Source organism: Paenibacillus mobilis (genome assembly GCF_058267595.1).
The window spans coordinates 26548-40911 of record NZ_JBZCMS010000010.1 but is presented as its reverse complement, the minus strand read 5'-3'; the positions used below and the strand labels follow the sequence as shown (position 1 = coordinate 40911).

14 protein-coding genes are annotated in these 14364 nt (G+C 49.7%); 11 read left to right on the top strand and 3 right to left on the bottom strand.

Going from position 1 to position 14364, the window contains the following annotated elements:
- Window positions 1-170: 170 nt before the first annotated feature.
- Entirely contained in the window at window positions 171-380 is a 210-nt protein-coding gene (locus AC3ZPD_RS17635; protein WP_490985595.1) for a hypothetical protein, read from the bottom strand.
- Window positions 381-509: 129 nt separating this feature from the next.
- Here AC3ZPD_RS17635 and AC3ZPD_RS17630 point away from each other — a divergent pair, with 129 nt between their 5' ends.
- Complete coding sequence (locus AC3ZPD_RS17630) at window positions 510-1412, top strand: cation diffusion facilitator family transporter (RefSeq protein ID WP_490985594.1); 903 nt, start codon at window positions 510-512, stop codon at window positions 1410-1412.
- Window positions 1413-1708: 296 nt separating this feature from the next.
- Window positions 1709-2758, top strand: a complete 1050-nt coding sequence (locus AC3ZPD_RS17625) for a C40 family peptidase (RefSeq protein WP_490985593.1) — start codon at window positions 1709-1711, stop codon at window positions 2756-2758.
- Between the two features lie 199 nt (window positions 2759-2957).
- On the opposite strand, the gene AC3ZPD_RS17620 is transcribed toward AC3ZPD_RS17625, so the two are convergent.
- Entirely contained in the window at window positions 2958-3353 is a 396-nt protein-coding gene (locus tag AC3ZPD_RS17620; protein ID WP_490985592.1) for a hypothetical protein, read from the bottom strand.
- Between the two features lie 148 nt (window positions 3354-3501).
- Here AC3ZPD_RS17620 and AC3ZPD_RS17615 point away from each other — a divergent pair, with 148 nt between their 5' ends.
- Complete coding sequence (locus AC3ZPD_RS17615; RefSeq protein WP_490985591.1) at window positions 3502-4074, top strand: hypothetical protein; 573 nt, start codon at window positions 3502-3504, stop codon at window positions 4072-4074.
- Window positions 4075-4253: 179 nt separating this feature from the next.
- On the opposite strand, the gene AC3ZPD_RS17610 is transcribed toward AC3ZPD_RS17615, so the two are convergent.
- Window positions 4254-4421 carry a DUF1328 family protein gene (locus AC3ZPD_RS17610; RefSeq protein WP_490985590.1) on the bottom strand — a complete coding sequence of 56 codons (168 nt, stop codon included), beginning with the start codon at window positions 4419-4421 and terminating at the stop codon, window positions 4254-4256.
- A 247-nt stretch (window positions 4422-4668) separates the two neighbouring features.
- Between AC3ZPD_RS17610 and AC3ZPD_RS17605 the strand changes: the two genes are divergently transcribed.
- From AC3ZPD_RS17605 to AC3ZPD_RS17570, 8 genes are all read left to right on the top strand, one after another.
- Window positions 4669-5169, top strand: coding sequence for a DUF948 domain-containing protein (locus AC3ZPD_RS17605; RefSeq protein WP_490985589.1), 501 nt, complete (start codon window positions 4669-4671; stop codon window positions 5167-5169).
- 28 nt (window positions 5170-5197) lie between these two features.
- Window positions 5198-5761 (top strand): hypothetical protein, encoded by a 564-nt coding sequence (locus AC3ZPD_RS17600; protein ID WP_490985588.1) that lies wholly within the window; start codon window positions 5198-5200, stop codon window positions 5759-5761.
- Window positions 5762-5879: 118 nt separating this feature from the next.
- Entirely contained in the window at window positions 5880-6224 is a 345-nt protein-coding gene (locus AC3ZPD_RS17595) for a YflT domain-containing protein (protein ID WP_490985587.1), read from the top strand.
- 219 nt (window positions 6225-6443) lie between these two features.
- Window positions 6444-7619 (top strand): SpoIIE family protein phosphatase, encoded by a 1176-nt coding sequence (locus AC3ZPD_RS17590; protein ID WP_490985586.1) that lies wholly within the window; start codon window positions 6444-6446, stop codon window positions 7617-7619.
- On the top strand, window positions 7609-11283 hold the full coding sequence (locus tag AC3ZPD_RS17585) for a response regulator (protein ID WP_490985585.1): 3675 nt from the start codon (window positions 7609-7611) through the stop codon (window positions 11281-11283). The genes AC3ZPD_RS17590 and AC3ZPD_RS17585 overlap by 11 nt, the downstream gene beginning before the upstream one ends.
- Before the next feature lie 103 nt (window positions 11284-11386).
- Window positions 11387-12235, top strand: coding sequence for a CheR family methyltransferase (locus tag AC3ZPD_RS17580; RefSeq protein ID WP_490985690.1), 849 nt, complete (start codon window positions 11387-11389; stop codon window positions 12233-12235).
- A gap of 45 nt (window positions 12236-12280) precedes the next feature.
- Window positions 12281-13951: a response regulator gene (locus tag AC3ZPD_RS17575; RefSeq protein ID WP_490985584.1), complete on the top strand. Its 1671-nt coding sequence runs from the start codon at window positions 12281-12283 to the stop codon at window positions 13949-13951.
- Between the two features lie 71 nt (window positions 13952-14022).
- Window positions 14023-14361: an STAS domain-containing protein gene (locus AC3ZPD_RS17570; RefSeq protein WP_490985583.1), complete on the top strand. Its 339-nt coding sequence runs from the start codon at window positions 14023-14025 to the stop codon at window positions 14359-14361.
- Window positions 14362-14364 lie beyond the last annotated feature (3 nt).

Genomic DNA, 14364 nt, shown 5'->3' with positions numbered 1-14364 from the left:
GTTTGTTTTAAATCGGCTGTTAATGCTGAGAGGCTCAACTACCCAGTTATCACTTCAATGTAATTTCGGCGACAACAGCGATATATGACTTGAAGTCATATGACGAGCCGTTCTGTCTCCTCCTTTTAATAACAAGCAGGCCCCAATGCGGCCTGCTTGTTTGTCCTCTCTTATGATCCGCCAGTCCGGCGGCGCTGGTTGTTCGGTTTTTTGTTATTTTGGGAACGCAGTGCTTTGGTGGTTTGGCTTCCGGGTGCCGAAGCGGATTTGCCGCCCGATGCCTGCTGCTGTTTTTTCTGCTGCAGCTTTTGGCGGATCGCTTCAGCGAGATCAACTTTTTTAGGCTGCAGGTTATCCTGCTGGTTTTCGTTTTCGCTCATGTCTTTCATCTCCTTGCTTTAAGGGCTGTCCTTATTTTAAACGTTTTTAAATCAGCTAACAATGGGAATAATACAAAGATCAACCCTGCCGGATTCCGCAGTTTTGGCTTAGAGAAGGAGGAAGATTATTTGAATCCTTATGAGGAGATCAAACAGGGGGAACGCGGGGCTTGGATCGGTCTTACCGCTTTTCTGATCTTATCCGCCGGCAAGCTGGCCAGCGGTTATTTTTTTCATTCCAATGCGCTTATGGCGGACGGTTTTAATAATTTGACGGACATCTTTGCTTCTGCGGCCATTATCGTCGGTCTGAGGATTGCCCGCAAACCGCCGGACTCCCAGCATACCTACGGCCATTTCCGGGCGGAAACCGTGGCCGTGCTGATGTCTTCCTTCATTATGGCGCTGGTCGGCCTGCAAGTATTGAAGGACAGCATTATCTCGCTGTTTTCGGGTCATAAAGCGGCGCCCGAGCCCATATCGGCTTTGATTGCAGGGATTTGCGGCGTGGTGCTGCTAATCATTTATTTTTACAACCGGCGGCTGGCCAAACGCGCTAACAGCCAGGCTTTGACGGCTACGGCCAAGGATTGTTTTTCGGATGCCATGGTGAGTTTTGGCGCGTGCATCGGGATATTGGGCTCGGAGCTGGGCATGCCCTGGATGGACCCGGCAGCGGCGGTAGGGGTCGGTTTATTGATTTTAAAGACGGCTTGGGATATTTTCCGCGAAGCTACCTACCGGCTTACAGACGGAATGGATGAGAAAGAGCTTCAGGAACTGAAAGAGGAGATTTCGGCCGTTTCCGGCGTAAAAAGCATCAGGGACGTAAAAGGAAGGTTTTACGGAAGCAGGGCATTTGTAGATGTGGTAATTACGGTGGATCCGGCGCTTAGCGTGACGGAAGGGCATGAAATCAGCGAAAGGGTGCAGCAGCAGACCTCTTTAAACGAAAAGGTCATGTTCACGAACGTTCACGTGGAACCGGAAACCGGTGAATCGGGCCAGTCTCCCGAAAGCCCAGCCCCATAAAATGAATACCGTTTTTTTGAAGGAAGGCTTCACGCTAAAGCGTGGAGTCTTTTTTTGTTATAAAAAGTAGCAGATTCAGGAAAAGTTTCTTTGGACCAACTTTGGTAATTGTATCCTCTATTGGATAATTGCCCACTTTTCGTGACTATAGGATTACAAAATTGTCATTTTTTCATGGTTCTAAAGTAGTAGGCGGAAGAGAATTGCTCAATTGGCCTTATATGCTTGGCTGAAGGGACGCCGATATAATGGGGGACGAGCAAGAATATAACCACATCTGGAGGCGATCAATACACATGAGGAAAACAAAATGGACAGCGGCGGCTCTGCTAAGCGCAGCGATGCTGATGGGATTGCCGGCATTCCCTGCAGCCACTACCCATGCGGCATCCGTGCAAAATCAGACCTATACAGGTGTTGTGAAAAAAAGCGTCAACTTACGCACCGCACCCTCTACATCCGGCAGCGTAATTACATTATTGAAAAAGGGAGAAACGCTGACCAGCGTTACGGAAAGCGGAAGCTATTGGTACAAGGTAACAACTTCTTCCGGCGTGACGGGTTATGCCAGTTCTTCGCCTGAGTACATACAGGTTACCTCAGTCAGCGGCAGTGCTCCTGCAGGTTCAACCCAAACCGGGGTCGTTATTTACGGAGTGAATCTCCGCACGGCTCCCTCTACGTCCAGCCAGGTCATCCGGCTGATCAAGAAAGGCGAAAACGTACAAATTCTCGGAGAAAGCGATTATTGGTACCAGGTTAAAACCTCTAATGGGCAGTCCGGGTATATCAGCAACTCCTCTAAATACGTCCAGGTTGGCAGTGGCAGCGGGTCCAACAACAGCGGAAATAACAACGGCAATGGAGGCAGCGGCTCCGGCGGAAATAACGGCAGCACTTCGTCCCGGGACCAGCTGATTCAAAAAGTGTTCGAAGTCGGCAAAAGTTATCTTGGAACGCCTTATGAATTCGGCTCCGACCGCAACACGACCACCACTTTCGACTGCTCAGATTTTGTCCGTACGGTTTACCGGCAAGCGACAGGCATTACTTTGCCGGCTGATTCCCGCCAGCAGGGAGATTGGGTCAAGCAGAACAGCACGGCTGTTTATGACATCAATAGCTTAAAGCCGGGAGATTTAATGTTCTTTATGGACTATAAAGGTTCCAGCGACGCGGCTTATCAAGGCATCAACAAAGCGACGGAACGGATTACGCACGTAGGCATCTATATGGGCAATGGTCAAATTATGCAGACTTATTCCGTTAAATCGGGCGGCGTCCGCATCGATAGCTTGTCCGCTTCGTGGCAAAGACGGTTCCTGTTCGGCGGAAGCGTATTGTAACTCTGATAACGAGTTTCCAGGCGCAGATGTTGCAGCAATAGGACCAGTGGTTATAATTAACAAAAATCAACAGGAAAAACGGATAGTCTCCATGCGGAGATTATCCGTTTTTAGTTTGCTCCACCCGGAACCGGGAGAGTCTGCTATGATATATGGGGTTCCACTTTGGCTGTTCGCCTATGTCGTTTAGCTTATGTTATTATGGGTAAGCAATATAGCCGGGGGCATAGACCCATGCTTTGCCTAACCAAGTGTAAATTTCCACCCAGTCACCCACCATGTTGCCGGTTGGAGTAACGATCTGTGGAGCAAGTCCGCCTATAGATGTGCCCTGAGGGACGTCGTAGAAATAAGTCATTTCATTCAGTTCGAGCGGGGCAGGCGAAACAGTCATCAATTCCGGCACGATGATAGGTTCGGACATGGTTCCGTCGTATGTAGTTCCTGATGCTGTAGTCGTGGAAACCACTTCGCCCGTGACGACGCCGTTGTCAGTCGTGGAAGTTGATGTCGTGTCTGTCGAAGCTGCGGAAGCAGCTGTCGCCAACGCTGCGCTTAAAGCAAATGAAGCCGTGAGTGCCGCGATTTTTTTCATAAATGAGTTCCTCCTCTATTTGATTTAAGTTTGCGTCTCTCGCAATAATTAAATAACCATGAAGATAGGACTAGAATCATACGTGGCAAAAAAATCCTGTATTAAAAGTTAACGCTTACAATTCACTGCCGATAAGGAGGGGATAAACATGAAGAAAAAATGGCTCTGGGGAATTCCTCTCTTTATTCTGTTATTGCTGGTCATTGCGGTCATAGGAATCCTCGCCTACATCAGACCTACCCATCAGCTGGACCTGAATTATGAGGAAGTGGACTGGAAGGCCAAGCTGGTCAACATCGTTCAAACGAGGGAGACCGCTTTGACGCTGAATGAAGAGGAGATCAACAATCTGGCGAAAAAAGGGATTGCAGAACGTACCGCGGCTGCCGGTTCGGCCTATCAAATTGAAGGAGCGGATTTCAGCCTGAACGGACAGGAGCTTACGGCGGACGTCATTGTGAAGCGGGGGCCCGTACGTGCCGAGGGCATAGCCGTCTACGATTTGTCCTTTGCTGATGGAAAGCTGCTTCTCGAGCCCCAGGGGATTGACATCCGCGGCGTAACCCTGCCGCCATCGCTGTTCAAGCTGCAAACGATCGTGGTCGATCCGGGACTGTATCTGCCCGAGCTTGTCCAGGTCACCGGCGTAAACTTCGGGGAACATGAACTGAGCATCGAATTTTCGGTAAATTGGATGCAGCTTCCCGACTTGTTCAGATAACGGAACCGGACTATTGGACAGAGGGTTTGGTTGGGTTATCCGACAGATTTCTACCGAAAGCTCTCGATCCGGACAAAAACATATCATAAAAAGGCCGTCCCATTTTTGGGGACGGCCTTTTTATTTACTTTTTCAAGATCAGGATGCTGTTTATTTACGAGGGCCGTTCCGGACCGCACCTACATCGAATTTCTGCCGCGTCCGGTAAAGAGCATGATGATAAACAGCACGATAAAGATAAAGAACAGTACTTTAGCCACGGCAGCCGCTGCGGCTACGATATTAAAAAATCCGAAGATGCCTGCGATAACGGCAATGACAAGAAAGATAAGCGACCATTTCAACATGAAATCCAACCTTCTTTCATAAGTAAGTGGTAGAGCATTATGTTTTTGTCAGCGTCCGACAGCTTCCGTCAAGGTCGTCCGCATCATCTGCCGATTGAGGCGATGGTATGCTCCATTAACCGGAGGGAAAAAGGTTGAATCAAGGGACCAAAGTCTTGTTTATCTCTGTCTGCAGGCTTTGTTTCGCAAAAAAAAGGTTAGGGTAACTAAACACTAACCCAAACATCACAGAAAGCGAGGGAACGCTATGTCACTGATTTGGCAGCTCAGCGTGGCTCTAATCGCGTTGGCATTTACAGGGCTTGTCATTTATTTGATCAAAACTTTGAAGGCGGCCGAAAAGTCGCTCGACAAAACCTCACAAACCTTGCAAGAGGTACAGAAGACCATAGACGAGCTGGGCTATGAAGTGAAACATGTGCTCCGGCACGCAAACGGCATAACCGAAGATGTGCAGCAGAAAATGAAGCAAATCGACCCCGTGCTGGATACGGTAAAAAATGTAGGCGAAGTGCTTAGCGAAGTGTCGCTTGCAGCCAAGCAGGTTTCGACGACGCTGATCGAACGTTTCAAGAAATCCGCGGATCAGCCGGATGAAACCAGAACGGCGGCCGCCAGGGCTGCGGTTCAGACCCCGTCCGATCGGACGATCGATGCTTACGCTTCCACGCACCCTGATAAAAAACAGGGCAGCTGGATCAAGTGGGTAGACGTGGCAGCCGGGCTTTGGCAGAAATACCGCTCTTAGGACTTATGAAAAAGAAAGGATGAGGACGATGCTGAGTTTATGGATACTGCTGCTGGGACTGATTGCTCCTGCAGGCCAACCGGATGTTGCGGCTCCTGATCTCGGGGCAGCGATCCCCGCAGTCAGCGGGCAGCTGCAGACGGCGGCGCTATGGACTCAGCCGCCTCAAACCTCGTCTTTGGAGCTGCAAATCCGCAAGCCCGCCGACGTTCGGATGGATGCTTTTCAAACCTTGAACGGCATTTCCCTGGACTGGAGCCGGGAAGAGCTGTTAAAAGCAAAAGGCATGCCGGACAAAATCGTTAAAGATGAGATTACAGGTTACACGGAATACCGTTATCCCGGAGTAACGGCCGCTTTGTACGAGAATACAGTTTATTATGTGCATGCCGAAAACATCGACGGAGGGATTAACGTTAATGGACGGTTTGTTCCATTAAATAGGAACGGGCTGGCAGCTTATTTCGGAGCGCCGGATAGCGTGGCCGAAGACGGGGAAGTTTACAGCCGGGAGCCTGATGTTATTAAGGTTTTCCGGGATGAGAAGGGCCGGCCGACAGGCGCCGATTTATTTAATGAGATAACTTCCTGATAAAAATTTTCTGACCAGTGTTTCAATTTCTGTTCAGCGGGTTAATGACAAAAAGGAAAGCTCGTTGACCTATGATCCTGTCGATCCTGTTGATTATAATATGGAGAGGATGAGTATCATGAGTTCCATTAATGCAAAATCTTATGCCAAAGTAGTTACTAATGGCGTCCAAGCCGTTCAGGAAGTAGAGGAATTGCGTCGCACCGGATATAGCGAAGAGCAGATTTTCGTGCTGGCCCATGATGAAGACCGTACGGATCGGATTGCCGAAACTGCGGCGGCTTCGGAGATTGGCATGAAGGAAGAAGGCGTGATGAGTTCGGTGGCGAACTTGTTCCGTTCTCGCGGCGATGAGCTTCGGGCCAAAATTACTTCTTTGGGATTCACGGAAAATGAAGCCGACTTTTACGAGAAAGAATTGGACATGGGCAAGGTGCTGGTTATCGCCAAGCAAAATCCGTAAAATAATTCTGTTTCTTTTATAATTGCAAAACATAGATAAGGAATGGGAGGATAAATTCCCATTCCTTATCTATGTTTTGGATACATTTTGAACTAAGTGACAATTCAGGATATATCCGGAATAATTTATGCGGGAATATCAGAGCTAATGTTATATTTATATATAACGTTTTATGCAAGGAGTACACAAAGATTCCCCGACCGGCCAAAGGAGAGGTATATGAAAATTTTAATCGTAGACGACAATCCGACTAACCTTATTATAATTCGAGAAATATTGAAGAAAGAAAATTACCGCAACGTGACATCCGTTTCCTCGGCTCATGATATGCTGCAGGAGCTTGGGGTGGGGGAGCAGACTTCCTTGCATAAACATACGGCTTCCCAAATCGATTTAATTCTGCTCGATATGATGATGCCGGAAATGGACGGGATAGAGGCCTGCCGGATCGTTCAGCAATATGAGCATTTAAAAGACATCCCCATCATCATGGTAACGGCAGTCGGGGATTCCAAGAAACTGGCGGAAGCCCTTGACGCCGGAGCGGTGGACTATGTCACGAAACCGATCAACAAGGTTGAACTGATGGCGCGTATCCGTCTTGCGCTGCGTTTGAAGCAGGAGAAGGATTGGCATAAGGAGCGGGACCAGCGGATCCAGGAGGAATTAAAGCTTGCTGCCCTGGTTCAGAATGCGGTCTTAAGCCTGCCGCTCGATGAACAAGCGTTTGGAGTCGACGCCTTGTACAAGCCGTCGTTTGAACTGGCCGGCGATTTGTACGCTTGGTACCCGCTGGGGGAGGACCGTTACGGCATTATTTTGCTGGATATGATGGGACATGGCATCTCTTCTTCTTTATTCTGCATGTTTATTGCTTCCGTGCTGAAAGATACCGTAAATACCTATGTCGATCCTGAGAAAGTGATCCAGGAACTGAATCGGCGGTTCAGCCAGCTGCATATTGAAAACCGTCTTGTCCAATATTATTTCACCGCGATTTATATGGTCGTGGATACCAAATTCAAGCGGATCGATTATGTAAATGCCGGCCACCCTCCGGGACTGTTTTATCATGAAGACGGAACGGTTGAGCAGCTGACCACCGTTTGCGCGCCGGTCGGCCTGTTTGACAAGATCGAGGTGACCCCCCGGACGCTGACTTACAGCGGTGAAGGGCACATCGTACTATATACCGACGGGTTGCTCGAAGCCGTGGAAGGCGATCAGGACGCCCAACTGGAGTATTTGACCGAACAGCTCAAAGGCAGCCACAAAATGGATAAAGTGAAGTTAGAAAAGCTGTTCTTTGACGATGGGCTGGTGCAGGAAAGAGAAGACGACAAATGCCTGGTTTGGGTATCGCTAAAAGAAGGGGAATCAGTCGATGAAGATTAGAAACAAGCTGCTGATCGGATTCAGCCTGCTTATGGCTATTTTGCTCGTGCTTACGTTTGTGAGCTATGACCGCATGAAATACATGAATGACAGACTTGAGAAGGTTTATCAGGACAGATATTTGAAGGTGCGTTACTCCGGCAATATCCGTACGCCGGTTAACGAAATTACGAAAGACATGATGAGCTTGCTGCTTGATCCGTCGGCATCGGTCAGCGAAACCAAAACAGAAGTCAATCGCCAGTTTGAGAGCGCGGTCCAAAATTACAAGCTGCTCCAAAACACCCAGATGGACGCCAATGAACAAGCGATCATTCAGAGGGTCATTAACGACTGGACTTCTTATTCCGATTTTATTGATAAGCAGTTCCTTTTGGTAGGCAAGGGGGACATAGAAGGAGCCAAAGCCAACCGGAATTCGGTCGGCACCCCTCTGCAGAATAGCCTGCTGCAAAATCTGCTCTCCTTATCGTCTTATCAGGATATGAAGGTTGATGAAGAAATTAAGTCCGCAAATGCTTCCTACCAACAATCGCTGCAGTTGTCGATCGGCATCATGACCGCCGGCCTGCTGCTGGCGCTGAGCATCATCTTGTGGGTGCTGCCGAGCATTACGAAGGGCTTGAACACCGTCTCCATGATGATTAACAGCTTCGGCAAAGGCAAATATAAAGCGATCCGGCGGATCAGGGTCACCTCGACCGATGAGATCGGCAACGTGGCCAAGGTGTTCCAGCAGATGTCGGAGGATCTTGACGCGAAGCAGGAGCTCGAACGGAAATATACGCAGGCTCAGAAGGAGCAGGCCTGGATCAGCTCCAATCTTGCCCGGATTACGGATTTGTTTCACGGCATCAGCTCCCTGGAGCAGGTCTCGCAAATGTTTATCAGCGAATTTACGCCGCTGCTGGGCGGTAAATTCGGGGCGCTGTACATCCGGGATGACGGCAAAACCCCTGATGAGCTTTTCCTGGCCGGCGCTTACGGGATGGATGAAGATTCCCGGCCTCGTAAAAAATTCAAGATCGGCGAAGGATTGGTCGGTCAAAGCGCCGCGGATAAAAAACCGATTATGCTGGATCAGGTGCCTGAAGGTTACGTCTCCATACGTTCCGCTTCCGGGGAAAGCGATCCCCGCGTCATCATGATTCAGCCGGTTGTTTTTGAAGACGAGCTGCTGGGCGTGGTGGAGATCGCAAGCCTGGACCATTTCACAGCGCTTGAAGAGCAGCTGCTTACCGAGCTGGTGAGCCACTTGGGAGTTATTCTGAACAATATTTCCGGCCGTCTACGGATCGAGGAGCTGCTGCGCGAATCCCAGGCGCTTACCGAAGAACTTCAGGTTCAATCGGAAGAACTGCAAAGCCAGCAGGAGGAGCTCCGCCGTTCCAACGAAAATCTGGAGAAGCAGGCCAGCGCGCTCAAACGCTCCGAGGACCAGCTGCAGCGCCAGCAGGAAGAGCTGGAGCATTACAATACGGAGCTGGTGGCCAAAACCCGGGCATTGGAAGAACAGGTCCAGGAGGTCGAAGAGAAAAACCAGGAAATCGAAAAAACCAAAAACAAATTGGAACAACAGGCCGTTCAGCTCAATATGACAAGCCGATACAAATCAGAGTTTTTGGCGAATATGTCGCATGAATTGCGGACGCCGCTGAACAGCTTGCTCATTTTGTCCCAACTGCTTTCTGAAAATAAAGAGCATAATCTGACCGATAAACAAATTGAATACGCACAAACGATTTATATGTCGGGATCGGATCTGCTGAAAATGATTGACGAAATTCTGGACCTTTCGAAGGTGGATGCGGGCAAAATGGAAATTAACCGCGAACTTGTCAGCATGCAGGACCTGGAGAAATTCGTCAAACAAAACTTCGGGCCGGTTGCCCAGAAGAAACAGGTAGGGCTGGAGGTCAAAGTGGATCCGGACTTGCCGGAACGCGTTATGACGGACGGACATCGGCTCAAGCAGATCGTCCGGAATCTGCTCTCCAACGCCTTCAAGTTTACACAGGAAGGATCCGTAACCTTCTCGATCACAGAAGCCGATCCGAAAGAACTGCCTGCCTACGTCGACCCTGCCGTGGAATATCTGGCTATTTCGGTTAAGGATACGGGTATCGGCATTCCGCAGGATAAAACCGATCTGATCTTTGAGGCCTTCCAGCAAGTGGACGGCACAACCAGCCGGCAATATGGAGGTACCGGACTGGGACTGTCGATCAGCCGGGGACTGGCTTCGCTGCTTGGCGGAGGTATCGGCCTCAAGACCGCCGAAGGGGAAGGCAGCACCTTTACGCTGTATCTGCCGAAGGAAACCAGCGAGCAGAGAAAAGCGCAGGATGCCCGCGCGGAAGCGGCTGCAGCTAACGAAGAACCGCATAACCTCCTCGCGCCTGCCTCCGCAGCCTCGCTATTGAAACAGCAGGCGGAAGCCGAGCTGGCGACGCAGTTAATCGAAGACGACCGGGAGAAGATCGGTGCGAAGGACCGCGTGCTTCTGGTCGTGGAAGACGATATTCATTTCGCTAAAATCCTCGTCGATATGGCAAGAAATTATGGTTATAAAGTCATTACCGCCATGCAAGGCGACGTAGGGCTGCACATGGCGCGCAGCTACCTGCCTGACGCGATCATTTTGGACATTCAGCTTCCGGTCATGGACGGCTGGTCCATCCTGAATGAATTGAAGAGCAGCGCGGAAACACGCCATATTCCGGTTCATGTCATATCGGTGGTAGATGATGTGAAACACGGGCTGATGATGGGGGCGATCGCCTTCCTGAAAAAACCTTCAAGCCGCGAGGATCTGGAAGGCGCCTTTTCCCATATCGAGTCTTACATGGAGAAAAGCTTGAAGCACCTGCTGGTGGTAGAGGATAATGAAACGCAGCGGCAGGCCATCATCGAGCTGATTGGCCACGACGATGTCGTGATCAAAGCGGTATCCACCGGCGAAGAGGCCCTACAGGAGCTTCGCAATCAGCACTTTGACTGCATGGTGCTCGATTTGATGCTGACCGACATGACCGGCTTTGAATTGCTTGACCAGATCCGCGATGACGAGCAGCTAAATGACCTGCCGATCATTATTTATACGGGCAAGGAGCTGGACAAGCAGGAAGAAACCAAACTCCGCAAATATGCGGAATCTATCATCATCAAGGACGTTAAATCGCCGGAACGGCTGCTGGACGAAACTACCTTGTTCCTGCACCGCGTTGAGGCCGATTTGCCTGAGGAGAAACGGCGCATTTTGCGGAAGCTTCATAATAAAGAAACCTTGTTTGAAGGCAAAAAGATTTTGCTCGTCGATGATGATGTGCGCAACGTATTTGCTTTATCCAGCGTGCTTGAAGGCTACCGGATGGAAGTCGTCTTCGCCGAGAACGGCCGCGAGGCCATCGAGCTGCTGGAGCAGCATCGTGACTTTGACCTGATTCTGATGGATATGATGATGCCGGAGATGGACGGCTATGAAGCCATGCGGAGAATCCGGGCAATAAAGGAGTTTGAGAAACTGCCGATTATCGCGCTGACGGCTAAAGCCATGAAGGAAGACCGGGTTAAATGCATTGAGGCGGGAGCTTCGGATTATATGAAGAAACCGATTCAGACCGACCAGCTGCTGTCGCTGATGCGGGTATGGTTGTATTCGTAAAGCCCGAAACTGGGTAATGGAACTTAAATGTAAGACATAGGAGTCAAGTTTAGATAGAATTGAGGTAAGACAAATGTCATCCAGAGAATCCAATAATGAAGAGATGGACGTTGACTTTTCTTCCGCGGCGGAGATGAACGAGCGTGAAACGATCGAGATCGAACTGCTGCTTGAAGGGGTTCACCGGATGTACGGTTACGACTTTAGGAATTACGCGATTCCTTCTTTGAAGAGGAGAATTTGGCATTCGGTGCACAGCGAGAGTCTCAAAACAATTTCCGGCCTTCAGGAGAAGGTGCTGCATAACCGGGATTCGTTCGACCGGCTGGTTCACAATCTATCCATTCCGGTTACGGAGATGTTTCGGGATCCCAGCTTGTTTAAAACTTTCCGCGAAAAAGTGGTGCCGATTCTGCGGACCTATCCTTACATCCGGATTTGGCATGCGGGCTGCTCCACCGGCGAAGAGGTTTATTCCATGGCCATTTTGCTCCATGAGGAAGGGTTGTACGATAAGGCCAGAATTTATGCCACGGACATGAATGCCCGCTCCTTGGAGCAGGCCAAAGAAGGCATTTACGGTATACAGAAAATGAAGCTGTACACGAAAAACTATATCGAGGCGGGAGGCACCCGTTCCTTCTCCGAATACTATACGGCAAAATATAATTCCGTCATGTTTCATCCTTTTCTCAGGAAAAATATGATTTTTGCCGAGCACAATCTGGCGACAGACCGCTCTTTTAACGAGTTTAACGTGATCTTTTGCCGGAACGTCATGATCTATTTCAACGAAACCTTAAGGAACCGGGTGCATGAGCTGTTCTATGAAAGCTTGAGCCATTTTGGCGTGCTGGTGCTCGGCTCAAAGGAGTCGATCCATTTCACGGATTTTTCCCACTGTTTTGAGCCGCTCGACCGGGTAGAGAAGATATACCGTAAAATCAAATGAGTAAGAGCTGGCGGGGGATGCGTCAGCTTTGGTTAGGAGGATCTCATGGGGGTAGAAGAACCGATACACATCTTGCTGGTCGATGACCGTCCAGAAAATTTGCTTGCCCTGGAAGCCGTATTGGATAGCGAGGAATATAATCTCGTCAAAGCTACCTCCGGCGAGGAGGCGCTGCGCTGCCTTTTGAAAGACGAGTTCGCCGTGATCGTCCTGGACGTGCAGATGCCGGGGATGGATGGGATTGAAACGGCCAAGCTGATCAAGGCCAGGGACAAAACCAAAGATATTCCGATCATCTTTATTTCGGCGAACAGCAAGCAGGCGGAGCATCTTTTTGCCGGTTATTCCGCCGGTGCGATCGATTATATGGTCAAACCTTTCATCCCGCAGATTCTGAAATCCAAAATCGACGGTTTCGTCAGCATGTTCAAAACCAACCAGAAGCTCAAAACCCAAACGACTCTGCTGCATCAAAAAACGAAAGAGCTCGAGCAAATCAACCGGGAACTCGTCGAAGCCAAGGAAGCGGCGGAAATTGCCGCCAAAGCCAAAACGGAATTTCTGGCCATGATGAGCCATGAAATTCGTACCCCTATGAACGGCGTAATCGGCATGATTGACCTGCTCATGGAAACCGATCTGAAGGAAGAGCAGAAGGAATATACTGAAATTATCCGGAACAGTGCGGATACGCTGATTTCGGTCATCAATGACATTCTGGATTTCACCAAGATGGAATCCGGGAAAATGGAGCTGGAGGAAAGTCCTTTCGAGCTGCGTTCGGGCGTCCAGGAGGTCTTTAATCTCTTTTCGGTCGAGGCGGGGCGCAAACAGCTGGAGCTGGCTTATTTTATTGATGAAAATATCCCTGCAGTGCTTTATGGCGATATGGGACGTTTAAGACAGGTGCTGATCAACCTGATCTCCAATGCGGTCAAATTCACCGACCAAGGCGGGATTTATGTGGTCGTGCTGCCCAAGGAAGAGAATGAAGACGAAATTACGCTGGAGTTTACGGTAAAAGATACGGGGATCGGTATTGCCGAAGAGAAACGCGAGCGGCTGTTCCAGCCGTTTTCCCAGCTGGATTCTTCGATGACGCGAAAGTATGGGGGCACGGGGCTTGGGCTTGCCATCTGCCGGACGCTGGTTCAGATGATGGGCGGGGATATCGTAGCCGAATCCACGGAAGACCGCGGGGCTACTTTCTCTTTCAGCATCGTTACCCGCAAGTGCGAAGAAGAGATCGAGGTCGGCAAGCTGGAGGGAGAGATCCGGGAGAAACATCCTTCCGCTTATATCCAGGAGCGGGCTTTGATTGTGGATGATCACCCGATCAACCAGAAGCTGATGAGCAGCATGCTGGCCAAACTCGGATATGGGACCGATATCGCGGAGAACGGCAGGGAAGCCGTCCAGATGGCCGCCAAGCAGCATTACTCTTATATTTTTATGGATCTGCAGATGCCGGTGATGGACGGTTTGGAGGCAACGAAACAAATCCGCGCCAGCCACCATGGGGGCAGACCGCCATACATTTTTGCGATGACGGCCAATGTGATGGAAGGGATCAAGGGACGCTGCCTGGAAGCGGGAATGGATGATTATATCAGCAAACCGGTGAATCTAGGGGCGGTTAAAGAGATTTTGGCTAAATACGAGGTAGAGACCGGGGTGCCCGCCTTTTCGCAGAGAAGACTGGAACTAAATGGATGAACATGTTATGTTTCATAGAGGGCGGCTAGAGGGTATAGATTATAGAAACCAACATTCGGGAGAGATTGTCTATGAATACAAATAAAAATGAGAAATTTTCCGCTACGACGCAAATGGATAATGGCACTTGCACCGTATTCTTACAAGGCGAATTGGATTTGTCCGTTGCTCCCGACTTTCGGCAGGTCATGGAACCGCTGGTCGAGAATAGCGAGCAGGATCTTGTTTTGAACCTGAGTCAATTAAAGTACATCGATAGTACAGGAATCGGAATTCTGCTTTCTATTCTTAAAGTGAGACATGGAATGAACGCTCAGTTTTATGTCCGTGAAGTGCCGGCCCAAATTCAGAAACTGTTTGACATGACCGGTATTGCGAAGTTTTTTGCCTCACAAGAGAATTCCCAATAAGGA

What these genes read in the sequence shown, in the direction of transcription:
- AC3ZPD_RS17635 (WP_490985595.1), bottom strand. Translation starts at nt 380, where the DNA reads ATGAGCGAAAACGAAAACCAGCAGGATAACCTGCAGCCTAAAAAAGTT.
- AC3ZPD_RS17625 (WP_490985593.1), top strand. Translation starts at nt 1,709, where the DNA reads ATGAGGAAAACAAAATGGACAGCGGCGGCTCTGCTAAGCGCAGCGATG.
- AC3ZPD_RS17620 (WP_490985592.1), bottom strand. Translation starts at nt 3,353, where the DNA reads ATGAAAAAAATCGCGGCACTCACGGCTTCATTTGCTTTAAGCGCAGCG.
- AC3ZPD_RS17615 (WP_490985591.1), top strand. Translation starts at nt 3,502, where the DNA reads ATGAAGAAAAAATGGCTCTGGGGAATTCCTCTCTTTATTCTGTTATTG.
- AC3ZPD_RS17610 (WP_490985590.1), bottom strand. Translation starts at nt 4,421, where the DNA reads ATGTTGAAATGGTCGCTTATCTTTCTTGTCATTGCCGTTATCGCAGGC.
- AC3ZPD_RS17605 (WP_490985589.1), top strand. Translation starts at nt 4,669, where the DNA reads ATGTCACTGATTTGGCAGCTCAGCGTGGCTCTAATCGCGTTGGCATTT.
- AC3ZPD_RS17600 (WP_490985588.1), top strand. Translation starts at nt 5,198, where the DNA reads ATGCTGAGTTTATGGATACTGCTGCTGGGACTGATTGCTCCTGCAGGC.
- AC3ZPD_RS17595 (WP_490985587.1), top strand. Translation starts at nt 5,880, where the DNA reads ATGAGTTCCATTAATGCAAAATCTTATGCCAAAGTAGTTACTAATGGC.
- AC3ZPD_RS17590 (WP_490985586.1), top strand. Translation starts at nt 6,444, where the DNA reads ATGAAAATTTTAATCGTAGACGACAATCCGACTAACCTTATTATAATT.
- AC3ZPD_RS17585 (WP_490985585.1), top strand. Translation starts at nt 7,609, where the DNA reads ATGAAGATTAGAAACAAGCTGCTGATCGGATTCAGCCTGCTTATGGCT.
- AC3ZPD_RS17580 (WP_490985690.1), top strand. Translation starts at nt 11,387, where the DNA reads ATGGACGTTGACTTTTCTTCCGCGGCGGAGATGAACGAGCGTGAAACG.
- AC3ZPD_RS17575 (WP_490985584.1), top strand. Translation starts at nt 12,281, where the DNA reads ATGGGGGTAGAAGAACCGATACACATCTTGCTGGTCGATGACCGTCCA.
- AC3ZPD_RS17570 (WP_490985583.1), top strand. Translation starts at nt 14,023, where the DNA reads ATGAATACAAATAAAAATGAGAAATTTTCCGCTACGACGCAAATGGAT.